General features: G+C 70.9%; 18 protein-coding genes. 10 read left to right on the plus strand and 8 right to left on the minus strand.

Translation table 11 applies throughout. The annotated features are described in order from the left end of the window. Window positions 1-94: 94 nt before the first annotated feature. The 4 genes from ABN273_RS44835 to ABN273_RS44850 all read right to left on the minus strand — a co-directional run bounded on the left by ABN273_RS44835 (window position 95) and on the right by ABN273_RS44850 (window position 7,149). Window positions 95-1,228: a lectin gene (locus ABN273_RS44835; RefSeq protein ID WP_349455684.1), complete on the minus strand. Its 1,134-nt coding sequence runs from the start codon at window positions 1,226-1,228 to the stop codon at window positions 95-97. Window positions 1,229-2,083: 855 nt separating this feature from the next. Further along, entirely contained in the window at window positions 2,084-3,877 is a 1,794-nt protein-coding gene (locus ABN273_RS44840; RefSeq protein WP_349455685.1) for an ABC transporter permease subunit, read from the minus strand. Between the two features lie 21 nt (window positions 3,878-3,898). After that, window positions 3,899-5,407 (minus strand): ABC transporter substrate-binding protein, encoded by a 1,509-nt coding sequence (locus ABN273_RS44845; RefSeq protein ID WP_349455686.1) that lies wholly within the window; start codon window positions 5,405-5,407, stop codon window positions 3,899-3,901. 86 nt (window positions 5,408-5,493) lie between these two features. Further along, window positions 5,494-7,149, minus strand: a complete 1,656-nt coding sequence (locus ABN273_RS44850; RefSeq protein ID WP_349455687.1) for a PucR family transcriptional regulator — start codon at window positions 7,147-7,149, stop codon at window positions 5,494-5,496. 174 nt (window positions 7,150-7,323) lie between these two features. Between ABN273_RS44850 and ABN273_RS44855 the strand changes: the two genes are divergently transcribed. The 5 genes from ABN273_RS44855 (at window position 7,324) to ABN273_RS44875 (ending at window position 14,720) form a co-directional block, all read left to right on the plus strand. After that, window positions 7,324-8,583: an aspartate aminotransferase family protein gene (locus ABN273_RS44855; protein WP_349455688.1), complete on the plus strand. Its 1,260-nt coding sequence runs from the start codon at window positions 7,324-7,326 to the stop codon at window positions 8,581-8,583. Then, window positions 8,580-11,510, plus strand: a complete 2,931-nt coding sequence (locus ABN273_RS44860) for an FAD-binding and (Fe-S)-binding domain-containing protein (protein ID WP_349455689.1) — start codon at window positions 8,580-8,582, stop codon at window positions 11,508-11,510. The genes ABN273_RS44855 and ABN273_RS44860 overlap by 4 nt, the downstream gene beginning before the upstream one ends. Beyond that, window positions 11,507-12,973, plus strand: a complete 1,467-nt coding sequence (locus ABN273_RS44865) for an NAD-dependent succinate-semialdehyde dehydrogenase (protein WP_349455690.1) — start codon at window positions 11,507-11,509, stop codon at window positions 12,971-12,973. The genes ABN273_RS44860 and ABN273_RS44865 overlap by 4 nt, the downstream gene beginning before the upstream one ends. Window positions 12,974-12,978: 5 nt before the next feature. Next, a complete protein-coding gene (locus ABN273_RS44870) occupies window positions 12,979-13,992 on the plus strand; it encodes a D-2-hydroxyacid dehydrogenase (protein ID WP_349455691.1) in 1,014 nt (337 codons plus the stop codon). A gap of 266 nt (window positions 13,993-14,258) precedes the next feature. After that, entirely contained in the window at window positions 14,259-14,720 is a 462-nt protein-coding gene (locus tag ABN273_RS44875) for an Lrp/AsnC family transcriptional regulator (protein WP_349455692.1), read from the plus strand. Here the strand turns inward: ABN273_RS44875 and ABN273_RS44880 are convergent. Genes ABN273_RS44880 through ABN273_RS44890 form a run of 3 tightly spaced genes read right to left on the minus strand, consistent with a single transcriptional unit; the run spans window position 14,677 to window position 17,376 of the window. Then, the gene (locus ABN273_RS44880; protein WP_349455693.1) at window positions 14,677-14,868 is read right to left on the minus strand and encodes a hypothetical protein; all 192 of its coding nucleotides are present in this window, start codon (window positions 14,866-14,868) and stop codon (window positions 14,677-14,679) included. The genes ABN273_RS44875 and ABN273_RS44880 overlap by 44 nt on opposite strands. Next, on the minus strand, window positions 14,865-16,295 hold the full coding sequence (locus ABN273_RS44885; protein WP_349455694.1) for an aldehyde dehydrogenase family protein: 1,431 nt from the start codon (window positions 16,293-16,295) through the stop codon (window positions 14,865-14,867). The genes ABN273_RS44880 and ABN273_RS44885 overlap by 4 nt, the downstream gene beginning before the upstream one ends. Next, window positions 16,288-17,376, minus strand: coding sequence for a homoserine dehydrogenase (locus ABN273_RS44890; RefSeq protein ID WP_349455695.1), 1,089 nt, complete (start codon window positions 17,374-17,376; stop codon window positions 16,288-16,290). The genes ABN273_RS44885 and ABN273_RS44890 overlap by 8 nt, the downstream gene beginning before the upstream one ends. Before the next feature lie 620 nt (window positions 17,377-17,996). Between ABN273_RS44890 and solA (ABN273_RS44895) the strand changes: the two genes are divergently transcribed. Then, window positions 17,997-19,136, plus strand: coding sequence for an N-methyl-L-tryptophan oxidase (gene solA / locus ABN273_RS44895; RefSeq protein WP_349455696.1), 1,140 nt, complete (start codon window positions 17,997-17,999; stop codon window positions 19,134-19,136). 102 nt (window positions 19,137-19,238) lie between these two features. Then, window positions 19,239-19,592 (plus strand): M14 family metallopeptidase, encoded by a 354-nt coding sequence (locus ABN273_RS44900; RefSeq protein ID WP_349455697.1) that lies wholly within the window; start codon window positions 19,239-19,241, stop codon window positions 19,590-19,592. A gap of 391 nt (window positions 19,593-19,983) precedes the next feature. On the opposite strand, the gene ABN273_RS44905 is transcribed toward ABN273_RS44900, so the two are convergent. Beyond that, window positions 19,984-20,727, minus strand: coding sequence for an IclR family transcriptional regulator (locus tag ABN273_RS44905; RefSeq protein ID WP_349455702.1), 744 nt, complete (start codon window positions 20,725-20,727; stop codon window positions 19,984-19,986). Window positions 20,728-21,682: 955 nt separating this feature from the next. Here ABN273_RS44905 and solA (ABN273_RS44910) point away from each other — a divergent pair. From solA (ABN273_RS44910) to ABN273_RS44920, 3 genes are all read left to right on the plus strand, one after another. Next, a complete protein-coding gene (solA, locus tag ABN273_RS44910) occupies window positions 21,683-22,822 on the plus strand; it encodes an N-methyl-L-tryptophan oxidase (protein WP_349455698.1) in 1,140 nt (379 codons plus the stop codon). 12 nt (window positions 22,823-22,834) lie between these two features. Then, window positions 22,835-23,800 carry a succinylglutamate desuccinylase/aspartoacylase family protein gene (locus tag ABN273_RS44915; protein WP_349455699.1) on the plus strand — a complete coding sequence of 322 codons (966 nt, stop codon included), beginning with the start codon at window positions 22,835-22,837 and terminating at the stop codon, window positions 23,798-23,800. A 90-nt stretch (window positions 23,801-23,890) separates the two neighbouring features. Beyond that, on the plus strand, window positions 23,891-25,009 hold the full coding sequence (locus ABN273_RS44920) for an ABC transporter substrate-binding protein (protein ID WP_349455700.1): 1,119 nt from the start codon (window positions 23,891-23,893) through the stop codon (window positions 25,007-25,009). Window positions 25,010-25,150 lie beyond the last annotated feature (141 nt).

The following is a 25,150-nucleotide window of genomic DNA, read 5'->3' on the forward strand; positions in this document are numbered from 1 at the left end:
CAAGGATTCTGCGCATCTGATTCCTCTGTCTACCGGGGTGTCGGGGAGATCTCCGGGCGATCCACCGGGGGACGGCCGGCCCCCGGGAAGGAGGTCATGCGTCAAGGCGGGTCCAGCGCTGGTTGGCGGCGCCGTTGCAGGACCAGATCTGGAGCTTGACGCCGTTGGCGGTGGAGTAGTTCGGCACGTCCAGGCACTTGTTCGCCCCCACGGCGGTGATGGTGCCGTCCGAGTTGAAGCGCCACCGCTGGTTGTCCTGGCCATTGCAGTCCCAGATGACGACGTTGGCGCCGTCGGCGGTGCTCCGGTTGTACACATCCAGACACTTGCCGCCGTAGACCCGCAGCTCACCGCTCGCGGTCGCCGTCCACTGCTGGTTCGCCTGGCCGTTGCAGTCCCAGATCTGCACCTGCGCGCCGTTCGCCTGCGAGGCGCCGGAGACGTCAAGACACCTGCCCGACCCCACACCCCTGATCGCACCCGCACCAGGGGTTGGGCCAGGGGTGCCGCCCCCCGGTTGGCCGATGCTGCCCGGTACCGACTGAAGCGCCTGGTACCAGGCGGCGGCCATCTTGTCGTAGCCGCCGGCGGTGGGGTGGATGCCGTCGATCAGGTCGGAGGTGGTCAACTTGCTGTGCATGTCGACCAGGTGGACATGTTTGCCGCTGTTCACCTTGCTCTGGACGATGCCGGGGATCGCCGCGTTGAAGGTGCGGCCGGCCGACTCCTGGCCGGAGTTGGACAGCGGGATGATGGTGGCGACGAAGACGTCCGCGCTGGGCACGGCTGTGGTGATGTGGTCGATCAGTGTGGACAGCCGTTGCGGGGCGCCGGCCACGTTGTAGTTCTGCAGGACATCGTTGGTGCCGATGTGCAGCAGCACGGTGCGCGGTGTGTACGTACGCAGCCAGCCGGTGATGTTCGCGTCGATCTGGTCGATCCGCCACCCGGGATGGCCCTCATGATCGTGGTCGCCCAGGCTGCCCGGCCCGTTGAACTGCGACCCGACGAAGTCGACCGTGTAGCGGCCGGCGGCCAAGCGTTGCCACAACCCGATCCGGTACCCGCCCGGCACCTGCGTGCCCTCGGTGATCGAGTCGCCCAGCGGCATGACCCGCACCCCGCCGTTGGACTCGGCACCGGCGGTCCCCGTCCCCATCGCCGTGCCCGCCACCACCAGGGCCACGGCCATCAGCGCGGCGACCCACCAGCGTCCCCACGCACGCATGCTCAACACCTCGCCGATGTCAGCGAGCGCGTCGAATCGATCGGCATTGTTTGCGCTAACACACTAATCTCCAGCCTTCTCGTCAAAGAGTGCTTGCAGCAGAGTTCCCGGGGCACCCGAATGCGGCTGCACAGGAGGGGCGCGTCGCATAGATGCCGACCGGGCCGCCCCCATCACGTCAGCCTGCACACGGCGGATCCGGGGAGCTTGTCGCGAGGCGGTGAGGGACGCAGGAAGCCCTCCGTCCCCTCTGTCGCGGACACGTGGACCTCCTTGTGGGAAAGATCGGCGACTTGGATCGCGCTGAGTGATGCCGTACCGCGACCATGGTGGGCGCGGTCGGGGCCGGCCTGATTCGGCATGCCGGCGACGGCTCCGCTATCTCTGTTAGCGTTAACAGCGTGCTTTAAGCTTGACCAGTGCTCCTTCCACGCGGCCCGGCTGAGGTGGTGGTGTGGCGGAGCAAACATGATCTGGGAACCTCCGTCAAGGGGCCACCCCCGGTTCGTAACGGTTCCGCCGCGCACCGAGGTGGCCTGACCGGCTGCGATCACACTGTCGCGACCGGGCGAGGTGATGAAACGTTCATCCCGTGGCGGCGGGGCAAGACCGGAACGCACCAGCACACAGGCCCCTCGGGCATCCCCCATCCGATCGAACCGATTCGCCTGTAGCCTTGACAGGTTTCGTGGCGGTTTCCACACTGAGTCCGCAAGGCGGCTACCTTCTGCCGGAGTCGGTGGTGAGCGGCAGGAGACTCGGCTGTGACGCGTCCGGCGAATGGACCGGCGGTGGATTGTCGCGTCCCCGCCGGCCAGGCGGAGCTCTTGCCGCGATACAGCCCAGAGAAAGGGTTCAGGCTCGTCGGCCGGCGCGACTCAGCAGTGCGGTCGCCGCGACGGCGAGCACTGCCAGAAGGGAGAGCGCGACGGCCGGACCGAGGACCGTCCACGGCGCGAGCTCCACGTATGACTGGTTCTCCGACAGCAGCCGCCCCCATTCGGGTACGGGCGGCTGCTCGCCGAGCCCGAGGAAGCCGAGGGAGGCGAGGACGAGGACGACGGTCGGCAGCCGCAGCAGGGCATTGCGCAGCAGTGGCGGGACCAGGGCGGGCAACAGATGACGCCGGATCAGGTGGCGGCGGCTCGCCCCCAGGGCGAGGGAGGCGGCTATGTGGGTTGCGGCGCGTTCCTGTTCCAACAGCGCGGCGGTCTGGGCGGCGTACGGGCTCCACCCGACGAGGCAGACGGCCAGTGCCGCGCCGAGCGCCGACGGGCCGGTTACGGCGGTGACCAGCAGGCCCGCCAGGATCACCGGCAAGGTGGACACGATGTCGGTCAGACCGGCCGTGACCTGGCGCGCCAGTCCGGCGAGCACACCGAGGACAAGACTGACGGCGGTGACGGCGAAGGCCAGCGCCGTGGTGCGGAGTGCGCCGTGCCCCAGCCGGGCGAGCAGATCACGCCCGAGCGCGTCGGTGCCGAGCGGGTGCTCGTACGAGGGAGCCAGCAGCCGCCCGGCGGTGTCCACCTGGATGGGATCACGCAACAGCCCGAGCCCGACGACGGTGGCGAGCAGCAGGGCGCACCCGATGGCCACGGTCGGCAGCGCGCGTCCAGTATGCAGGCCGGGCAGGGGTAGCGACGGCAGCGCCCCGTCGCGTAGAGCGGGGCCGAGCATGGCGCGTCGTGCCGAGCGTACGAGCAGTCCCGCGCCGGCGCCGAGCAGGATCAGGGCGAGGCTTCCGCTCTGCAGGACGGGCAGGTCCTGCGCGATGGCGGCATCGAGGGTGAGCATGCCAAGGCCGGGAATTGCGTAGATCTTCTCGACGGCGACTGCGCCCCCGGCCAGGCTGACCACGGTGGGCAGCAGTTGCGGGAGTACGCCGGGCACCACGCGGCGCAGGGCGGCACGCATGATCCAGCCAGGCGGCATTCCACTGGCGGTCGCCGCACGGGTCCAGGGCTCACGGAACGCGGCGGGCAGCGCCTGGTCGAGCAGTCCGCCGATCATCGCACCGGAGGGCACACCGAGGGCGAGCGCGGGCAACACCGTCGACGACGGCCCCTCCCAGCCGTATGGCGGAAACCAGCCCAGGTGCACGCCGAGGACGGTGGAGAGAACGGCCGCGAGCAGGAACTTGGGCAGTGCCGCCACCACCGCCGCGCCGATTCCTGCCCTGTTGCGGGTGAGCCGGCGATGGGCGCCCAGCCACAGTGTCCGGGCGCAGACCATCGCGGCAACGGTGAGGGTGACCATGAGTGCGGCCGAGGTGAGGGTGAGTGAGACGCCGAGCGCGGTGCCGAGGGCGGGCGCCACCGGCTCGCCGGAGACCCAGGAGGTCCCCGCATCGCCACGTACCAGAGCTCCCAGCCAGTGGAGCAGGGCGGCCACCGGACCGGCGTCCAGTCCGAGTTGTTCACGTACGGCGGCCAGTGCCTCGGGGGACGGCTCCTGCTCGCCGGAACGGGCACGCAGGACGGTGAGCGCCGCGTCCGTACCGGAGATCCAGGGCAGCAGGGCGATGACGGTCAGCAGCCCGGCGCCGGCGAACAGTGCGCCGAACAGCCCGGCCCAACGGCCGCCGAAGCCGCGGGACCGGCCGGCGACGGGCGTGCCGGGCCGCGAGTCGGCTGTGGTGACGCTCATGTGAGGGCGCTCTCGTGTCCGCTACTTCAGCCGGGTGTCGAGGCCTACCAAGGAGCGCTCGCGCGGATCAAGGATGACGCCTTCGACGTCGGTGGAGATACCCTGCAGGACCTTTTCGTGGATGAGCGGCACGACGGCGTCGGTGGACAGGACGGCGGCTTCGGCGGCCATCACCTTGTCCTGGCGCGTGTCGGCGCCGGACTGAGCGGCGGCCGAAATGGCCCGGTCGACGGCCGGTTCGACGAGCCGGGTGATGTTGTAGGAGCCCTTGCTGGTGTAGTCGCTGGCCAGGTAGGCGACCGGGTCGCCGGTGTCGAGGAGCGTCACCCGGGAGAAGACCAGCGCGTCGTACTTCCCTGCGAGCAGATCGGCCTCCATCTGCGTATATTCACGGACGTCCTGCTTCACGGTGAATCCGGCCTTCTCCAGTTGCTGCTGGAGCACGCTGGCGACTTCGGGCAACTCGGTGCGATTGGTGATGGTGGCCAGTGTGATGGCTTTGCCGCCGGTCTGCTGCTTGACCTGCTCGGCGGTGGCGGCCTTCACGATGTGCTCGACGGTGACGTGCTTGTCCCGGGTCCAGGAGATGGCCGGGCCGAACAGTCCCTGGGCGGCCTCGGCGTAGCCGCCGAAGACGCTGTCCACGAGCGCGGCGGGCTCGACGGCCTCGCGGGCGGCGGCGCGCATCGCGGCGTCCCTGAAGACACCGCTGCCGGTGTTGAGCAGCAGGCTGTCGGTTCGGGTGGACGGGACCTCGTGGAGGGTTCCGGGTGCAAGGAGCTTGGCCTGGGAGGTGGGGATCCACTCGGCGATGTCAACGGATCCGCCACGCAGGGCGTTGGCGCGAGCGGTGCCGTCGGCGATCCACGAGACGTCGATGCCGGCGGCCTTGGCCTTGCCGCCCCAGTAGCCGTCGAAACGGTCAAGGGTGGCTTGGGTCTTGCCGCTGAGCTTGGTGATCTTGAAGGGTCCGGTGCCGGTGCCGATCGGGCTGACGGCGCCGTTGGATCCATACGCCTTCGGGGCGAGGATGCCCAGGGCGGGAGAGGCCAGGCGCAGCGGCAGGACGGGGTCGACGGTGCCGGTGGTGAGAACGACGGTGTGGGCGTCCTGCGCCTTGGCGGTCAGCTCGATGTCGCTCAGCACGCGCGGTGCCGGCTCGGCATCGGAGGCGTGTGCAAGGGCGTTCGCGACGGCCTCGGCGGTGACCTTCGTCCCGTCCTGAAATTGGGCGTCGCGTAGTTCGAAGGTCCAGGTGGTGTCGTCAGTCTGTTTCCAGGAAGCGGCGAGTGCGGGCTTCGCGGTGCCGTCAGCGTCGAGCCTGGTCAGGCCCTCGATGACGGAGAGCTTACTCAGTACCGTGGCGTCGTTGCTGTACGGGGAGAGGGCCTGGGCCGGTGGCACGGCCAGGGCGACTCTGATGCGCTGCTCGGAGCGGGCGCCCCTGCCGGCGGAGCCATCCGAGAAGCAGCCGGCGAGTAGCGGGGTAAGGAGCAGCACCGCGGCAAGGCGGAGGGGAATTGTGCGCATAAGAGTAGTCCTGTGGTGCCTGGTCCGAATTGATCGAAATAAGGTTAGCCTAACTTAACTGTTTGGCTTTCAACCAACCCTGCCACTCAGCGGGAGCCGAGCCGAAGGACGTCGAGGGCCGTCAGGGCCACATGCAGCTCGGTGCGCCGCTGCCCGGACTCCAAGTCGGAGCCGAGCAGCCGTTCGATGATGTGAAGCCGCTGGTAGAGCGTCTGCCGCGACAGATCCGCCGCCTGGGCGGCGACCGTCTTGTTGCCTGCGGCGTCCAGGTAGTGGCGCAGCGTGGACACCAGATCGGTGTTGTGCCGGTGATCGTGGTCGATGAGCCGGCCCACCTGGCGCTCCACGTAGCCCTGGAGGCGTACGTCCGAGCGCAGCGCGTACAGCAGCTGCCGCAGCCCGATGTCCGACAGCTCGTGGTAAGGCTTGCGGGAGGATGTGCCGGGCAGGGCCGACTCCGCGACGTGAGAGGCGTCTCGGAAGGACCGCGCGGCCTGGGAGAGGTCGGCCACTTCCGAGCCGACGCTCACAACCGCTTGCGGGGCCAGTTCCATGGCGGCGCGGCCGATCAGCTCGACCGGGGGCCTCCACTGCTTGGTGTACCGCAGACCGACCAGCACACCGATCCGTCCGGCGCCCAGCTCACCCACGAGCGCGGGGACGCCGGCCGCCGTGACCTCCTTCACCAGGCTTTCCTCGAGTTCCGCGACGCTCACGCGGGACTCGTCGCCGGGCAGGTCCACGAGGACCACGACGTACCGGCAATCGCGGACGGGCAGGCCGAGCGCCGCCGTGCGGACCGCGGCCTCGCCCGCGGTCCGGTAACGCTGCTCTGCCAGGTCCAGCAGGGCCCCGCGGTGCGCTCCGCGCTCCCAGGCCGCCGGGTGGATGAGGCGGGAGATCGCCAGGGACATCGCCGCCCGTTCCAGCACCGACGTGTCCACCTCGGAAAAGGTGAGCTCCATGGCGATGCGGTCGGGCAGCATGACCACGCGCCCGCAGCGCTCCCCTCGGTATTCCACCGGGCACACCAGCCATCCTTCGGGGCCGCTCACCGCCGCGGAGTCGGTCGGCGGCGTCGCGCGGGAGCGCCGCTCCCAATCCGTGAGGACTTCCTCCACGGTGCGGGCCGACGGCTCGCAGATCAGCGCCTGGTGTGCCTGGTTCTCCAGCACGACCGCCCGGCCGCTCATCTCGGCCGCCGCGCGCATCACCTCTGCGGCCCCGGCGCCCCTCAAGGTCAGGCCGGTGAACGTCTCGTGAATCTCCTGTGTCCGGCGGAGCGTCTCCACCTGGTTGCCGAGCAGGAGCTCGTGGACGACCTGGGTGACCTCCAGGAAGTTGACGTCCCTGGACAGCAGCACCAGCGGCAGATCATGTGCTCTGCATGCGCGCACCAGTTCCTCAGGCGGGCGGTGGTAGCGCCGGACGAGTTCCAGGACGAGACCGGCGGCGCCGACCGTGGCCAGCTCGTCGACGTAGCGCCGCACCAGCGCCGGTTCGCGGGGCAGCGGCATGCCCGTGGTCAGGACCAGCTCGCCCCCCTTGAGGAAGGAGGCCGGGTCGGTCAGCTCTGTGATGTGCACCCAGCGGACCGAGCGCCCGAGCTGTGACTCGCCCGCGACCACCTGGGGCCGGCCGGCAGCCAAGACGGGAAGGGCGAGCACATCGGCGACGGTGAGCACGCGGCCGCGCACCGGCGCCGCGGCCGGCGATGGGACCTGATCGGATGCCCGGGTCATGGCTGCTCCCTCCGCGACCACGGTACGCGACCCTGATGACGTGCTGAGACGGCAGGTTGACACTTCGTCCAGAGCGAGGTCGCCAGGCGGACACATCAGCCGTTGCCCGGCCACTGCCGCTCGGCCATGCTCGGATGCCAACGCGACCGATGACCAGCAGGCCGGGAGACGATTATGACCAATCTGTCGCCGCACCTCCGCCAGGCGACCCCCGTGGTGGCGGTCCGTGGTGAGGGAGCCCATCTGTACGGCGAGGACGGCCGCCGCTATCTGGACTTCACCGCGGGCATCGGGGTCACCAGCACCGGCCACTGCCACCCCCGGGTGGTCGCCGCGGCCCAGGAACAGGTAGCCACGCTCATCCACGGCCAGTACACGACTGTCATGCACCGGCCGCTCCAGCAGCTGGTCGCCGAGCTGGGCGAGGTGCTTCCGGATGGGCTGGACAGCCTGTTCTTCACCAACTCCGGCAGCGAGGCGGTGGAGGCGGCGCTGCGGCTGGCCCGCCAGGCGACCGGCCGGCCCAACATCGTGGTCTGTCACGGCGGCTTCCACGGCCGCACCGTCGCGGCGGCCTCCATGACGACCTCGGGCACCCGCTTCCGCTCGGGGTTCGCGCCGCTGATGCCGGGTGTGGTGGTCACCCCGTTCCCGGCCGCCTACCGGTACGGCTGGGACGAGGACACCGCGACCCGCTTCGCCCTCCGGGAGCTCGACTACGTGCTGCAGACGATCTCCTCACCAGCCGACACGGCGGCGGTCGTCGTGGAGCCCGTGCTCGGGGAGGGCGGGTACATGCCGGCGACCCGCGCCTTCATGGAAGGGCTGCGGGAACGGGCGGACCGGCACGGGTTCCTCCTCGTCATGGACGAGGTGCAGACCGGGGTGGGCCGCACCGGCCGGTTCTGGGGGCACGAGCACTTCGGCGTCACCCCGGACATCCTGGTGACGGCCAAGGGCCTGGCCAGCGGCTTCCCCCTGTCCGGCATCGCGGCCTCCGAGGAGCTGATGAGCCGCGCCTGGCCAGGGTCGCAGGGCGGCACGTACGGCGCCAACGCGGTCGCCTGCGCCGCCGCCGTCGCCACCCTGCGCACGGTCCGCGAGGAGCGCCTGGTGGAGAACGCCGAGGCCATGGGCAAGAGGCTGCGCGCCGGGCTGGAGGAGGTGGCCGCCGAGCACTCCTGCATCGGGGACGTGCGGGGGCTCGGCCTGATGCTGGCCAGCGAGTTCGTCACCGAGGACGGCGAGCCGGCGCCCGAGATCGCCGCCCGCGTCCAGCAGGCCGCCATCGAGGAGGGGCTGCTGCTGCTCCTGTGCGGCGCCTGGAACAACGTCGTGCGCATGATCCCGGCCCTCGTCATCGACGAGGCGGGGGTGGACGAGGGCATCCGCGCCTGGAGCGCGGCTGTGCGGGCCGGAGCGCCCGGCCGATGACCGGCAGGCCCGGCGACGCCTCGCTCACGCCCCACCGGCCCGCATCCGCCCGTGAGCTGCTGGACCTGCTCGGGCGGACCGCTCCTGGGCTGGACGTGGAGACGGACGCGGGCCGGCGCGCGCAGTACGCCTACGACGCCTCCAACTACCGGGTGCCGCCGCTGGCCGTCGCCTTCCCCCGGTCAGCCGGCGACGTGCGAGCCGTCGTCCGGGCCTGCCACGAACTCGGCGTCCCCGTCACCGCACGCGGCGGCGGCACCAGCATGGCCGGCAACGCCGTCGGGCCGGGCGTGGTGCTGGACTTCTCCCGCCACATGCGCCGCGTCCTGAACATCGACCCCCGGACGCGGACCGCCCGCGTGGAGGCCGGTGTCGTCCTGGACGACCTGCGCGCGCTAGCCGCGCGCGAAGGGCTGACGTTCGGCCCGGACCCCTCCTCGCACAGCCGCTGCACCCTCGGCGGCATGATCGGCAACGACGCGTGCGGCAACCGCTCCGTCCGCCATGGACGTACGGGCGCCCACGTGGAGTCCCTGGAGATCGTCACCGCCGACGGTGTCCTGGCGTACGCGGAACGCGGCGGACTGCGCGCCGCCGATCCCGCCGACGGCGAGCGGATCGCGGCGCTGGAGAAGGAGCTGCGGCGGCTCGTCGAGGAGAACCTGGCGCCGATCCGCACCGAGCTGGGCCGCATCCCGCGGCAGGTCTCCGGCTACCAGTTGCAGCACCTGCTGCCCGAGCACGGCTTCGACGTCGCCCGGGCCCTGGTCGGCACCGAAGGCACCTGCGTGCTGGTCACGGGGGCAACCGTGCGGCTGGTGCCCGAACCCGCGGCCACCTCCCTGCTCGTGCTCGGCTACGACGACGTGGTCGCCGCCGCGGAGGACGTGCCGGAGATCCTGCGCTGGTCCCCCACCGCCGTGGAGGGCATGGACGAGGCGATCGTCGCCACCATGCGGGCCCGCCGCGGCCCAGGCTCGGTCATCGGCCTGCCGGACGGGCGCGCCTGGCTGTACGTCGAGCTCGACGGTGAAGCCCCGGATGATCCAGCGACCCGGGCCCGCGACCTGCTGGGCGTGCTCCGTTCACGGGGGCGGCTGGTGGCCGGACGGATCGTGGAGAACGGGGCGGAACGCCGCTCGCTGTGGCGGGTGCGCGAGGACGGCGCCGGCCTGGCCGCCCGCCTGCTGGACGGCGGCGAGTCCTGGCCGGGCTGGGAGGACGCCGCCGTCGCCCCGGCGAACCTGGCCGCCTACCTTCGGGACTTCCGCGCCATCCTGGCGGCGCACGGGCTGAGTGGCGTGCTGTACGGGCACTTCGGCGCAGGCTGCGTCCACGTGCGCATCGACTTCGCCTGGTCCACGGACGGCGGCAGGGCGGTGGCGCGGCGGTTTCTGCGCGAGGCGGCGGAGCTGGTCACCCGGCACGGCGGCACCCTGTCCGGAGAGCACGGCGACGGCCGCGCCCGCGGCGAGCTGCTGGAGATCATGTACGGCCCCCGCATGCTGGAGCTGTTCGCCGCCGTCAAGCGGGTGTTCGACCCCGAAGGCCTGCTCAACCCCGGCGTGATCGTCGACCCGGCGCCGCTGGACGCCGACCTGGCGCTCGACACGCCGCCGGGCGCGCGGGCGTGGTCGGCCTTGACGCTCTTCCCGCAGGACGGCGACGGTTTCGCCGGGGCGGTGCGCCGCTGCGTCGGCGTCGGCCGCTGCCGTGCCGATTCGGGTGGCGTCATGTGCCCGAGCTACCGTGCCACCGGCGACGAGCGCGACTCCACGCGCGGCCGGGCCCGAGTACTGCAGGAGATGCTGCGCGGCGAGACCGTCACGGACGGCTGGCGCTCGCGGGAGGTGCGTGACGCGCTCGACCTGTGCCTGTCGTGCAAGGCGTGCTCGGCCGACTGCCCCACCGGTGTGGACATGGCCACTTACAAGGCGGAGTTCCTGCACCGGCACTACCGCGGCAGGCTGCGGCCCCGTGCCCACTACTCCCTGGGCTGGCTGCCCGCCGTCGCCCGCGTGACCACGCTCGCGGCCGGGCCGGTCAACGCCCTGCTGCGCGGCCCGGCCGGGCGGCTGCTGGCCCGGCTCGGCGGCATCACACCACAGCGGCGGCTGCCCGCGTTCGCCCCTCGGCGAGCCCTGCGCACCGCCCTCGCCGCCGCTCCCCCAGACGCACGGAAACCACGAGCGTTGCTGTTCGTCGACAGCTTCACCGCGGCGTTCCGGCCGGGCGTGGCGGCGGCGACCTCACGGGTCCTCGCCTCAGCCGGACTGCCCGCCGCCCCGCAAGCAGGGCTGTGCTGCGGGCTGACGTGGACCAGCACCGGCCAACTGGCCGTGGCGCGCCGCGTCATGGCGCGTACGGTCGCGCGGCTCGACACGGGGTCCGGCGGGCCGCAAGCGGGGCTGCCGATCGTGGTGCCCGAACCGAGCTGCGCGGCCGCACTCGCCCACGACCTCCCCAGGCTGCTCGGCACCGACGCCGCTGAGCGCGTGGCCCGCCGGATCCGCACGCTCACGGCGGCCCTGGACGAACTGGCCGCCCCCGGATGGGAACCGCCCCCACTGCCCGAGCGGGTCGTATTGCAGACCCACTGCCACGAATACGCCCAGTTCCCCGGGCACCGGCCACGCGACCTGCTGCGCCGCCTCGGCGTGCGGGAGATCGCCGAGGCGGAGGGCTGCTGCGGCCTGGCGGGCAACTTCGGCTTCGAGGACCAGCACTACGACACCTCCATGGCCGTCGCCGACCTGGCCCTGCGCCCCACGCTGGACAAGGTGCGCGACGCGGTGGTGGTGGCCGACGGGTTCGGCTGCGCCACCCAGGTGGAGCACCTCGGCGGGGACCGCGGGCTCGCCGCCCTGCACCTGGCCGAACTCCTCGACCCCGGACTCGAAGACACAGACAGACCTTCAGCTGAATGAAAGGCAGGCTCACCGTGACCTCACCCATCGAACAGGTGCCGAAGCGGCTGTTCATCGCCGGCCAGTGGGCCGAGGCCGCCTCCGGCGCCACCATGCCCGTCGAAGACCCTGCCACCGGCCAGGTCCTCTGCCACGTGGCCGACGCCGGCCCCGACGACGGGCGGCGCGCCGAGGAGGCGGCGGTCGCCGCTCAGGGGGAATGGGCGCGCACCGCGCCACGCGCCCGCAGCGAGATCCTGCGCCGGGCGTACGAGATCATCATCGCCCGCACCGACGAGCTGGCCCTGCTCATGACCTCCGAAATGGGCAAGTCGCTCGCGGAGGCGCGCGCCGAGGTGGCCTACGCGGCCGAGTTCTTCCGCTGGTTCTCCGAGGAGGCGGTGCGGATCGAGGGGGCGTACGGCACGCTGCCCGACGGCCGCAACCGGATGCTGCTCTCGCGCCGCCCGGTCGGGCCCTGTCTGCTGATCACCCCGTGGAATTTCCCGCTCGCCATGGGCACCCGCAAGATCGGCCCGGCGATCGCCGCCGGCTGCACGATGGTGCTCAAGCCGGCGCCGCAGACGCCGCTGTCGAGCCTCGCGCTGGCGGACATCCTGCGGGAGGCCGGGCTGCCCGACGGCGTGCTGAACGTCGTCACCACCTCCCGCGCCGGTGAGGTGGTCGAGCCACTGCTGCGCGGCGGGCGCATCCGCAAGCTGTCCTTCACCGGCTCCACGCAGGTGGGCCGCACGCTCCTGGCCCAGTGCGCCGACACCGTCGTGCGGCCCTCCATGGAGCTGGGCGGCAACGCCCCGTTCATCGTCTTCGACGACGCCGACCTGGACGTGGCCGTGGACGGCGCGATGGTGGCGAAGATGCGCAACATGGGCGAGGCGTGCACCGCCGCCAACCGCTTCTTCGTGCACTCCTCCGTCGCCGGGGAGTTCGCCGCCCGGCTCGCCGACCGCATGGGGTCGCTCGTCGTGGGGCCGGGCACCGAGCCGGGCGTCGACGTCGGCCCGCTCATCGACCGGGCCGGCCGGGCCAAGGTCGCCGAGCTGGTCGCCGACGCCGTAGAGCGCGGCGCGAAGGTGCTGGTCGGCGGCGAGATCCCGGACGGGCCCGGTTGCTTCTACCCGCCCACCGTCCTCACGGGCGTCGACCCGGGATCCCGGCTGATGAGCACGGAGATCTTCGGGCCGGTCGCGGCCGTGCTGACGTTCGACGACGAGGACGAGGTCGTGCGGGCCGCCAACGACACCGAATGGGGGCTGGTCGGCTACGTCTTCACCCGGGACCTGAGCCGCGGGCTGCGCGTGGGCGAGCGGCTGGAGGTGGGCATGGTCGGGCTCAACACCGGCCTGGTGTCCAATCCGGCGGCGCCTTTCGGCGGGGTCAAGCAGTCGGGGCTGGGCCGGGAGGGCGGCCGGGTCGGCATCGAGGAGTTCCTCGAGTACAAGTACCTGGCCGTGCCGGTGTGAGCGCCGTGCGCCGCCCCCTCCTGGTCGCCCTGCACGACGGCACGCCGCTGCCGCATTCCGAACGCGTCGAAGCACTCGCCGACGTCCGCCACGTCGGCGAGGACAACCTGGCCGCCGCCCTGCCCGGCACTGACGTGCTGCTCGTGGGCGGCGCCGGGTTCACCCGCATCGCGTCCGCCTGGCCGGACACGGCGCGCGCGCCGCGCTGGGTCCACGTTGCCGCCACTGGCGTGGAGCACGTACTGTTCGACGCGCTGGTCCGCGACCCCGGGCTCGTCCTGACCAATTCGCGCGGCATCTACGACGAGGCGATCGCCGAGTACGTCCTCGGGCTGATCCTCGCCCTGGCCAAGGACCTGCCGGCCACCCTCGCCCACCAGCGCCGCCGAGAATGGCGATGGCGGGAGAGCGAGCGGATCGGCGGCCGGGCCGCCCTCGTGGTGGGTACGGGGCCGATCGGCCGGGCCATCGCCCGCCAGCTGCGTGCCGCCGGCCTGCGGGTCCGCGGCGCGGGCCGTACCGGCAGGTCCGGCGATCCCGACTTCGGGACCGTGTACGGCGGCGGCGAGCTGCCGGCGGCCCTCGCCGAGGCGGACTACGTCGTATTGGCCGCGCCCCTCACCCCGCAGACCAGGGGGATGATCGACGAGCGGGCGCTGCGGGCGATGAAACCCACCGCCCGGCTGGTCAACGTGGGGCGCGGCGGGCTGGTCGTGCAGGACGCCCTCGTGGACGCGCTGCGCCACGGGCGGCTGGCGGGGGCGGCGCTGGACGTCTTCGAGGGCGAGCCGCTGCCCGGCGACTCGCCGCTGTGGGACCTGCCCGGGGTCATCGTCTCGCCGCACATGGCGGGCGACGTGCACGGCTGGCGGGAGGCGCAGGCCGAGCTGTTCCTCGACAACCTGAGCCGTTACCTCGCCGGCCGTCCGCTGCGCAACGTCGTGGACAAGGCACGAGGTTATGTCCCGCAAGGCAGTGTCGGGAGGACTGCTGTCACCCGGTACACGGGATTGCGTTAGTGCACGTCAACTAGGCTGGCTATCATTCCATCTTGTGCACGAGTCTTTGCGGTGATCCCGCCGAAGTGAGCCCGGATCCCGGAGGCCGGACAGATGCGAGTAGAAAGCGCCGGCCCCGGCCAAGCCGGAACGACCGCAGACTGTTGCCTCGCGGAATAGCAGAGGGTCTGGGCGGGTGTCGCCGCCGCGCCGCCTCATGGTCTGCGGCACCCCGGTTGCCGTGGGGGTTTGCGACCTCGTCCGATTCGCGAAGGAGACGGTCCGCTGTGGACGCCATCGACGAGAAGATCATCGCCGAGCTGACCGGCAACGGCCGCATCTCGCACTCAGAACTGGCCAGTAAAGTGCTGCTGTCCCGCAATGCGGTGCGCCAGCGCATCGAACGGCTGGAGCGCGAGGGACACATCGCCGGCTACACCATCGTCCGCCCAGGTGGCGACACCGGCGATGTCGTCTCGGCGCTCGTACTCGTCTACCGCCAGGACCGTATGCGCGGTGGTGATGTCCTGGCCGCGCTCAAGCGCATTCCGGAGGTCGTCATCTGCGAGATCCTCAGCGGCGACTTCGACATCATGGTGCGCCTGGAGGCGGCCTCGCTGGAACGCGTACGGGGCATCTGGGAGGATATCGCCAAGATGCCCGGCGTACGGGACACGGTCACGGCGCTCACCTTGTCCGGGGTGGTCAACCGCCCGCGAGGAGGGCGGAGTTCGGTGGCACCGAAGTGAGCAGCGCGGTGGCCTGCTCCAGGTCGAGCAGCCCGCCCTGGACCACGAGGTCCACCATGTCCGTCCCGTCGCGTCTTCCATGGTCCGAACCGCTCCGGCAGATCGCGCCACTGCCCACGGAGTCGCGCTCGGCGCCGAAGGCGGTCAATGCACCACGTCAGTGATGTGGTTGACGCAGACGACCTTGGGCTGGGTCATCTCCTCGAAGGCGAAGCGCACGCCTTCGCGGCCCATGCTGCCGTACTTGAACCCGCCGAACGGCATGGCGTCGAACCGGTAGTCGGAGGAGTCGTTGATCATCACTCCGCCCGCTTCCAGCAGCCGGGCCGCGGACAGGGCGCGGTCCAGGCGGGAGGTGAAGATGCCTGCGTGGAGGCTGTAGTCGATGGCGTTGGCCTGCTCGATGGCGTCCTCGAAAGACGTGAACGGCTGCAGTACGACGACGGGGGCGAACGCTTCCTCCTGCCAGATCGAGCAGGCGGCCGGGACACCTTCAAGGACTGCCGGCGTGTACAGGGAGCCGTTGACGTCATTGCCGCACAGCAGCACCGCGCCCTCGGCCACCGCCGTGTCGACCTTGGCCCGGGTGGCGGCCGCGGCCTCCTTGGTGATCATAGGGCCGACGTCGGTGGTGTCGTCGAGGGGGTCGCCGACGCGCAGCAGTTTGGTGCGGGCGACGAAGGCGTCGCGGAAGCGCTCGTAGACCTCGTGGGCGATGAGGATCCGCTGGGTGCCGACGCAGTTCTGGCCCGCGGCCCAGAACGCGCCGGAGACACAGGAGACCACTGCCGCGTCGAGGTCGGCGTCGTCCATGACGATGACCGGGGCGTTGCCGCCGAGGTCCATGGCGAGCTTCTTCAGGCCGGCCGTGCGAGAGATGGCCTCGCCGGTGGCGAATCCCCCGGTGAAGGACACCATGCGCACCTCGGGGGCGGCGACGATCGCGGCGGCGATGTCGGCATCGCCGTTGACGACGGTGACGACCTCCTCGGGCAGGCCGGCCTCGATGAGGCTGTCGACCAGCCGCAGGGCGGACAGCGGCGTCAGGGCGGACGGTTTGAGGATGACCGCGTTGCCGCCGGCGATGGCCGGTCCGAGCTTGTGGGCGACCAGGTTGAGGGGGTCGTTGAACGGGGTGATGGCGGCGATGATGCCCAGCGGTTCGCGGGTGAACCAGCCCTGCCGTTTCTCGGAGCCCTCATAGGAGTCGAAGGGGATGACCTCGCCGGCGTTGCGCCCTGCCTCGGCCGCGGACAGCGAGAGGGTGTTGACCGCGCGGGCCACTTCTTTGCGGGCCTGGGTGATGGTCTTGCCGGCCTCGCTGACGATCAGCTGGGCGAAGGACTCGGCGCGCCGCTCGACCAGACGGGCGGCGCGGTCCAGGAAGGAGGCCCGGCAGGCGCGGGAGAGCGCGGCCGCGGTGCGGCGCCCGCGCCTGGCCTGCTGCAGGATGCCGCCGACGGCGGTGGCGCCGACGGTGGGGACCGAGGCGATGATCTCGCCGGTGTAGGGGTTGAGCACGGGCGCCGTGTCGGTGCCGAGGTCGACGCCGGGGGTCACGATGGTGTCAGACATGGTGGGTCTCCAGGAGAACGGGGCGCGTGGGCGCGGCGGCGTCGACGGCGTGGCGCTGGTGGATGGCGATGATGTCCGACAGCAGGGCGTAGGCGGTTTCGATGCGGCCGGCGCCGGGCCCGGACACCGTGACGGTGCCGAGGAGGTCGGTGCGGAAGGAGACCGCGTTGACCGGGCCGTAGATCCCGGCGAGCGGGTGGTGCGCCGGCAGGGCGAGGGGGGCGACACGGGCCTCGACGCTGCCGTCCTGGTGGCGGGTGGCGGAGCCGACCAGCTTCCAGCGCAGCTCCTTTGAGGCGGCGTCGCGCACCTCGTGCGGTGTGATCGCGGAGATGCCCTCGCAGAGGACGTCCTCGCGGCGCAGGTCGGCGCCGAGGACCTCGTTGGCCAGGATCATGACCTTGAGCTGGACGTCGTGGCCCTCGATGTCGGCGGTGGGGTCGGCTTCGGCGTATCCCAGGTCCTGGGCTTCGGTGATGGCCGCCGGCAGATCGACGCCTTCTTCGAGTCGGCCGAGGATGTAGTTCGACGTGCCGTTCAGGATGCCCTGGACATCGGTGATCTCCAGTCCACCGAACAGGCGCTGGGCGGTGCGCAGAACGGGGGTGCCGCTGAGCACCGAGCCCTCGAACTCGAAGCTGACACCGTGCTCGGCGGCCAGTTGCTTCAGCGCCCGGCCGGCGAGGGCGACCGGCCCCTTGTTGGTGGTGCACACGTGCTTGCCCGATTCCAGGGCCCAGCGCACATGGGACAGGGCGGGCTCGCCGTGGGCGGGGTCGGTGAACGTCGCCTCCACGACGATGTCGGCCGGCACCTCTCGGATCACCCACGCGTTGCGCGGATCAGCGCTTCCGCCGGGCAGGCCCGCGAAGTTCAGCTCCCCGGGGTTGGCCGCCAGCAGGGGCGCCAGATCGATGCCGTCGGTGTCCACCAGGGAACCGGCCCGCAGATCGGTGATCGCCACGACGCGCAGGGTGAAGCCCAGGTCCTCGGCGAGGCGGTGCCCGCGTTGGGATATGAGTTCGGCGAGCGCGCGGTTGACGCCTCCGAAGCCGATGAGGGCGAGATCGTATCGGCCCATGTGAAGCTCCTTCGCAGTCCGCCGCACCCTCCACGGTGCGGCTACTCAGAGCCTCGCTGTCCGGCCTGTCACCTGCTCCATGCCGCAACGAACACATGGCATGCCGATCTGCACCGTTGTGATGACGATTCGCTCACCCGCGTCCGGCGACACGATCGCGGCAGTAAATCCGGTATTTACTGCGGCAGCAACCAGACGGGACGCCAAGCAACGAAGGTCCGACAAGCCCTGGCGAGAGCCGCCCCGGGAATCCAGGAGGAAGGGGGCGCGGAGCGCCCCATGCGTGCGGGAGCGGTCACCGCTTCGCCGTCCGGGACGAAGCGGCATCCGCCAGTTCACGAGGACCGGGCAAGGTCACGGGCGAGGTGAGGTCGAGTCACGCGGCCATCCGCTGGACCTCTTGACTCCCCCCAAAGCCGCTGCCATTCTTTGTGCCAAATAGTAGCACCCTATACCACAATGTGGCACGACGGAGGGATCCGAGGGCTGGGGTGTATCCCCGAACCCGGGACGAATGCGAGCGTGGGGGGCCTCAAGGGCGCGCTCCCCTCCAAGCCGCCACCAAGCATCCTCACGCTCGGGGCCCAGCTTGCGGCCCGGCGATACGAAAGGAAAGGCCTGTGTCAGCTGCGAGGAAGCGCGTCGCCGTGGTCGGCGTGGGAACGATGGGCAGCCAGGCCGCTTGGCGGCTGGCGGCGCGGGGCGCCGAGGTCGTCGGCTACGACCGGTTCGCGCCCGGCCACGACCGCAGCGCCGCAGGCGGTGAGACCCGGGTCTTCCGCAGCGTGCAGACCCACGACGGCCGCTATGTGCCGCTCGTCCGGCACGCCGACGCCCTCTGGAAGCAGTTGCAGGCGGAGACCGGGCGGGAACTGCGCCGCCTGACCGGAGCCCTGGTCATGGGGCCGGCCGACCACCCCGAGATGCGTACCGTCATGGACGGCATCGCCGAGCACGGCCTCGACCACGAGGTGATCGACACCGAGGCAGTGGCCAAGCGTTTCCCGCAGTTCCGCGTCGACGACGGCGACCTGGTGGTCCTCGACTCCCACGCGGGATTCATCCGCCCCGAGCTGACGGTCCAGACCGCGGCCCGGCGCGCCGAGGAACTGGGCGCCTGGATCCGCCGCTACACCCCGGTGCGGGAAGTCACTCCCGTCGCCGGGGGAGGCGTGGAGATCCGCACCGACACCGGCACGGAGCGCTTCGACGCCGCGGTCGTCACCCCCGGCCCGTGGGTGGGCGACCTGCTGCCCGACCTGCCGTGGGAGGTGAGCGTCTACCGCGCGATCAGCGCCTGGTTCCTGCCCCACGAGGACCACCCGGCAGACGCCGAGCGTCCCGCCTTCATCCGCTGCGGCGACATCCCCTTCTACGGCATCCCGTCCCCGGACGGCCTGGCCGTCAAGCTCGGCCTGCCCCAGGCCCACCATAAGCCGGTGGACGACCCGAACCGGCTGAACCGGACCGTCGCACCGGAGGAACTGGAGACCTTCACCACGGCGGTGCGACGCCACCTGCCCGGCCTGAACCCCGACCCGGTGCGCCTGTCCGCCTTCATGGAGGGCTACACCGACAGCACCCGGCCGCTGGTCGGCCCCCTGCCGGGCTGCGACGACATCGTCCTGCTGGCCGGCTTCTCCGGCCAGGGCTTCAAGCTCTCGCCCGCCATGGGCGACATCGCCGCCGACCTCGCCCTGGAGCGCCGCACCTCCCAGCCGATCGACTTCATCACCACAAACGGCCGCACCGCGGCCTGAGCTCGAAAGAGGAAACACATAACCCTGAACATCGGCCCGCTGCGTGCCGAGCCCGGCCAGAAGACCCGCGGGAGCCTTCCCGCCGACCTCGGCACCACGACGGTGGACGTTCCCCTGATCCTCGTCAACGGCTCCCGTCCCGGCCCCAGGGTCGTGATCACCGGTGGTGTCCACGGCGGCGAGTTCATCGGCGTCGACGCCGCCACCCGCCTGGCCGGACTGCTGGAACCGGACGATGTCGCCGGCGAGCTGGTGATCTGCCCCGTGGCCAATCCGCCGGCCGTCTACGGGGGCAGGCTCAACATCTCCCCGCTGGACGGCGTCAACACCAACCGCGTCTTCCCCGGCGACAAGGACGGTGGCCCGGTGCATCGAGCGGGATCGGTCAGGCGATCGCCTCCTATTTTCGCCGCGAGGGCGCCAACCTCCTACTCACCCTGTACTCACCATGGATGAGCGCGGATAGCCTGCCGGGTATGGGGGTCTTGATGACGCGATACGAGCGGCTCGTTCAAAGGCGTCCGCATGGGAGAGCATGCCCCCCAGCAAGGAGGAACGAGAACGCCGCCAGGAGCGGGCTGAGGCCCAAGGGCACCGCCGCCTTCCAGCAGCTTGCCCGGCTGCCCAGCGACTGACCCTCCACCTCGTCATGAGGAACGTCGTCCAGGACCACCCCTCGCCCGAGTGGCCACTGCACGCGCGTCCCAACGGCAAGGCTGAGCCTCGCACGCGACTCGCACTGACGCAATCGCGTGTACGTGGTGGCAGCAGTCTCACCGACACCCCGACAAGCCCGGCTCCATGACCGGGGAACCGTCATCGACCGGGCGATCTCCCGGTCAGCGGGTCAGCCGAGGCGGCGGCCGATGATCTCGGCGGCGGTCTCGGCCACCGTACGCCCGAGCTCGGGCAGCCGATCCGGGTCGAAGCGCGAGTCCGGCATGGAGACGGCCACCGCGGCGAGCGGTGTGCCGTCCCTCTCCAGAATGGGCGCCGCGATCGCGCACACCTCCACACGGAACTGGTTGCGGTTCACCGCATAGCCGTCGCGACGCACCTGCTCCAGCTCGGCCCGAAGCAGGTCGGGATCCGTGATGGTGGCCTCGCCATAGCCTTGCAGCCCGCGCGCGAGGACCTCGGCCACCTCGCCGGCGCGAAGATGGGCGAGCACGGCCTTGCCGGCAGCGGTGGCGTGCAGCGGCGAGGTGTCACCGATCTGGTGGAAGGTGCGCACCGCCCGATCGCAGTCGGCCCGGTCCACCACGACCATGCTCTGCAGCCCATCCAGCACCGACAGGTGGATCGTCTCGTTGACCGCGTCACGCAGCCGCATCATGGGCTCGCGCGCGGCGGCGAACAGGCTGGAGCCCTGCAGCGCGGCCGGGCGGACGGCCAGCACCCGCGCGCCGATCTCCCATCGGGTCGTGTCGCCCCGGCTGGCCCGCAGCCATCCGGCCTCGCGCAGTGTCACCAGCGTGCGCTGAACCGTCGACTTGGGAAGACCGAAGTGCTTGGCCAGCTCCCCGACCGTCACCGGCTGCTGCTGCGCGACGGCCTCCAGAATGCGGAGGCTGCGCATCACACTCTTCATCTCCACGAGATCTCCCCAGGTAAATAGCAGGTAAGCACCGGTGCACATCCTCTTGACGGGGAAGCTGCCGCGTCTCAATAATGCCAAATAATAGCACACCGTTCCACAATGTGGCATGGAGATGCTGGGCCCCGCCACCTCGAGCCGACCGTTCCCGAATCCATCACTCGGAGCGCAGGTCAAGGGCCTGCCCTCCGCCCCTCTGAAGGAATCTCCGCGCCTGCCAGGAGGCACTTTGCCATGGTCGGGGCGGGAGCGACGGACGGCAGAGAGACGACGATCACTCGCAGGCCCGTCTCCATCTTCCAGTGCCATGGAGGCCCCTCATGGGATATACCGATTTCGCCGAAGATGACATCTGGGAACGGGTTCGTGCGGCCCGTCCAGGGCGACAGCCGCTGCCGAACCTGAACAACGCGGCTGTGAGCCGTCCCGCGAAAGCGAACGGCACCCTCGCGGTCGTTCAACGGCGCGCAGACGTTCGCACAGACGTCGGTCGGCTTCCGCACCCGTGGCCGCACACCCGCCATCGCTGCGCATCGACGCGTTCTCGCGTCGCCGAATTCCTGGATTCAGGCTGCACTTCGCGTGTCGCCGCGCGTCTACAAGCGCACGACCGAGCTCGACCGCTTGGCGGAACCGTCTCGAAGAGGTAGTCGAGAGGGAAGCCTCGACTCAGGCGGCTCCGTGCCGCTGACCATGGGTTTCCCGCCGTTCACTTGGCAAATTCCTGGCGTACACCCCTTGACTACCTCTCAAGCCACTGCCATCCTCGTGCCAAGTTGTAGCACACCGTTCCACTATGTGGCACACACGGGAGAAATGGCCTGAGCCTCTCTCCCCTTCCCCAGGCGGTGGAGCCGAGGCTCCATAGCCGCCGCCCTGAGGAATCAAATCCCCCCATATTCGGGCGTCCAAGATCCACGCCCTCGGAAGACGAAAGCAGGAACCCCTCGTGTCTGCCAGGAAGCGCGTCGCCGTCGTCGGTGTCGGAACGATGGGCAGCCAGGCCGCCTGGCGGCTGGCCCGCCGCGGCGCCGACGTCGTCGCCTACGATCGGTTCGCGCCCGGCCACGACCGCAGTGCCGCCGGCGGCGAGACCCGCATCTTCCGCAGCGCCCATTTCGAGGACTCCCGGTACGTGCCGATCCTCAAGCATGCCGACGCCCTGTGGGAGCAGCTCCAGCAGGAGACCGGCCGGGAGCTGCGCCGTCTGACCGGCTGCCTGCTGATGGGGCCGACGGAGCACCACCAGATGGCCACCGTCCTCCAGTCCATTGCCGAGCACGGCCTCGACCACGAGGTGATCGACGCCGAGGCGCTGGCCAAGCGCTTCCCGCAGTACCGTCTGGAGGACGGTGACGCGGCCGTGCTGGACCGGCGCGCCGGCTTCATCCGGCCCGAGCTGACGGTCCAGACCGCGGCCCGCCGCGCCGAGCAGCTGGGCGCCCGCATCCATCGCTACACGCCGGTGCGGGAGATCACCCCGGTTGCCGGTGGGGCCGAGGTCAGCACCGACTCCGGCAGCGAGCGCTTCGACGCGGTCGTCGTCACCGTCGGCCCCTGGGTGAACGACCTGCTCCCCGACCTGCCATGGGAGGTGGAGATCCGCCGCATCGTCAGCGCCTGGTACGCGCCCACCACCGACGCCTGGTTCGGCGAGGAGCGCCCCGCCTTCATCCGCACGGCGCCCACGCACTGCTACGGCCTGCCCTCTCCGGACGGCGTCTCCGTCAAGATCGGACTCTCGCGTGTCCTGCACCGCCTGGTCGGCGACCCCAATGCGCTGGACCGCACCGTCCAGCCGGAGGAACTGGACATCTTCACCGAACTGCTCGGCCGCCACCTGCCGGACCTGTACCCGGACCCGACCCGCCTGTCCGTCTACATGGAGGGCTACACCGAGAGCAGCCGCCCGCTGGTCGGCCCGCTGCCCGGCGCCGGCGACGAGAACGTGATCCTGCTCGCCGGCTTCTCCGGCCACGGCTTCAAGCTCTCCCCCGCCTTCGGCGACATCGCCGCCGACCTGGCGCTGGACGGCCACACCGACCAGCCCATCGATTTCATGACGACGCTCGGCCGCACAGCCGCCTGAACGAGGTGTGAGATGACCTGGACCATCGCAGCCCTGACCGCCGAACCCGGAGCCAAGACCAGCGGCACCGTGACCGTGGACCTCGGCACGACCACCGCCGAGGTCCCGCTGATCCTCGTCCACGGCTCCCGTCCCGGCCCCACCGTGGTCATCACCGGCGGGGTGCACGGCGGCGAGTTCGCCGGGATCGCCGCCACCGCCCAGCTCGCGGCCCGGCTCCAGCCCGACGACGTGCTCGGCCGGATCGCGATCTGCCCCGTCGCCAACCCGCCCGCCGTCTTCGGGGGCCGCCTCAACGTCTCCCCGCTCGACGGCGTCAACATCAACCGGGTCTTCCCCGGCGACCCCGCCGGCGGGCCAACCGAGCGGATGGCCGCCTGGCTGTTCGAGCACCTCATCCCCGGCGCCGACGCCTACGCCGACCTGCACAGCGGCGGCATCGACCAGACCCTGCTCGACTTCGTCGGCTACCGCCTCACCGGCGACGAAACCCTCGACACGAAGAATCGCGCGATGGCCCACGCCGTCGGCTACGGGTACGTGGTGTTCGGCCGCTCCGCCGAGGGCGGCAACAGCCACGCCGCCGCGAACCGCCTCGGCATCCCGGCGGTCCTCATCGAGACCGGCCAGCGCGGCGACCGCGACCCGGCGACCGTGCGCACCCTGCTGGACGCCCTGCACCGGCTGCTGAACCACCTGGGAGCCCTCGACGGACCCGTCCCCCCGCCGGTGGCCACGCCGCGCGAGTGGGTCTGGACGGGCGAGGTCGTGTCTCCGGCTGCCGGTCTGTGGTACCCCGACGCCGTCACCGGCGACGAGGTCACCGAAGGCCAGACCATCGGCCGGATCGTCGACCCCGTCGACGGCGCCGAGCACAAGGTCACCGCCCCCGCCACAGGAAAGATCATCTACGGCATGAACGGGCTCACCGTCCGCCCCGGCACGGAGCTCGCCGCCATCGCCACCCCGCACGACTGACGGGCCGCATGCCCGCCACCGCCATCCCCGCCTGACATTCCCGACACCATCCCCCAACCCATGCTTCACGACCCACCCGGAGGTACCGCCATGACAACTTCGCCGATCGGAAGGAGGGCGCTGCTGCGGGGCGCCGCCGCGCTGGCCGCCCTGCCGGCGCTCGCCGCCTGCGGCACCGGCACCAGCCGGAGCTCGTCCGCCAGTGGTGGCGGCGGCGCCGGCGGCGGCGGCGGCGGCGGCGGCAAGACGGTGGCCGTCCGTAACAGTGGCGGGGCCTATGGCGAGGCCCTGAAGAAGGCGATCTACGATCCGTTCACCAAGGAGACCGGGATCACTGTCCAGGTCGCCAACCTCGATGGCGCGCAGGTGCTGGCCCAGATCAAGCAGGGTCGTCCTCAGGTCGACCTCATCGACAACTCGATGATGGACCATGCCAAGTTCGTCCGTGAGAACGCTCTGGAGCAGCTGGACTTGGATCGGCTCAAGAACCTCAAGACCGCCCAGCTGCCCGAGAATCTGATCACCGAGTATGCCGTGGCCGCGAGCTTCTACGCCCAGTGCATGGCCTACCGCACCGACGCGTTCGGTGGGCGTAAGCCGGAGTCGTGGGCCGACTTCTGGGACGCCAAGGCTTTCCAGGGCGGCCGTTCGATGTGTAATCCGGACGCCGATCTGCCCGAGCTGGAGTTCGCGTTGCTGGCCGACGGCGTGGCGATGGACAAGCTGTACCCGCTGGATGTGGACCGCGCCTTCAAGGCGATGGATCGGATCAGGGGCGAGGTGAAGAAGTTCTGGGACAGCGGCCCGCTGCCCGGCATGCTGCTCACCCGCCAGGAGGTGACGATGGCCACCGTCTGGCACGGCCGCCTCGCCGACCTGACCAAGCAGGGCGTCGCGGTCGCGGCTCAGCTCAACGGCGCCCGCCGCCAGTTCCAGGGCTACGCCATCTCCAAGGGCGCGCCCAACCTGGAGGCCGCCTACCAGCTCTTCGACTACTCGATCCGTCCCGAGGTGCAGGCCCGCCTGGCCATGACGTATCCGACGAACCCGTCTTCCCCGCTGGCCTACGACAAGCTCACCGAGGAGGTGCGTAACGGCTTGGCCGGCGCGCCGCAGTTCTACGACAAGGGCTTCGACGCTGACATCGAGTGGTGGCTGAAGAACGAAGAGGCGGTCACCAAGCGCTGGCTGGGGTGGGCTCGTGGCTGAGTTCGGTGTGTCCGCGCCGTCGCTCGGAGTGGCCGGCGCCAAGCCGGCCACCTCGACCGGCAAAGCGCTGTCGGTGGTGGCCCTGCGCAAGACCTACGGGGACGTCGTCGCTGTCGACGAGGCGTCCATGGAGATCGCCGC

This window comes from Nonomuraea sp. B19D2 (assembly GCF_040137845.1).
Lineage (GTDB): Bacteria > Actinomycetota > Actinomycetes > Streptosporangiales > Streptosporangiaceae > Nonomuraea.

Coding starts and splice junctions, on each gene's coding strand:
- ABN273_RS44835 (WP_349455684.1), bottom strand. CDS start 1,228: ATGCGTGCGTGGGGACGCTGGTGGGTCGCCGCGCTGATGGCCGTGGCC.
- ABN273_RS44840 (WP_349455685.1), bottom strand. CDS start 3,877: ATGAGCGTCACCACAGCCGACTCGCGGCCCGGCACGCCCGTCGCCGGC.
- ABN273_RS44845 (WP_349455686.1), bottom strand. CDS start 5,407: ATGCGCACAATTCCCCTCCGCCTTGCCGCGGTGCTGCTCCTTACCCCG.
- ABN273_RS44850 (WP_349455687.1), bottom strand. CDS start 7,149: ATGACCCGGGCATCCGATCAGGTCCCATCGCCGGCCGCGGCGCCGGTG.
- ABN273_RS44855 (WP_349455688.1), top strand. CDS start 7,324: ATGACCAATCTGTCGCCGCACCTCCGCCAGGCGACCCCCGTGGTGGCG.
- ABN273_RS44860 (WP_349455689.1), top strand. CDS start 8,580: ATGACCGGCAGGCCCGGCGACGCCTCGCTCACGCCCCACCGGCCCGCA.
- ABN273_RS44865 (WP_349455690.1), top strand. CDS start 11,507: ATGAAAGGCAGGCTCACCGTGACCTCACCCATCGAACAGGTGCCGAAG.
- ABN273_RS44885 (WP_349455694.1), bottom strand. CDS start 16,295: ATGTCTGACACCATCGTGACCCCCGGCGTCGACCTCGGCACCGACACG.
- ABN273_RS44890 (WP_349455695.1), bottom strand. CDS start 17,376: ATGGGCCGATACGATCTCGCCCTCATCGGCTTCGGAGGCGTCAACCGC.
- ABN273_RS44905 (WP_349455702.1), bottom strand. CDS start 20,727: ATGAAGAGTGTGATGCGCAGCCTCCGCATTCTGGAGGCCGTCGCGCAG.
- ABN273_RS44915 (WP_349455699.1), top strand. CDS start 22,835: ATGACCTGGACCATCGCAGCCCTGACCGCCGAACCCGGAGCCAAGACC.
- ABN273_RS44920 (WP_349455700.1), top strand. CDS start 23,891: ATGACAACTTCGCCGATCGGAAGGAGGGCGCTGCTGCGGGGCGCCGCC.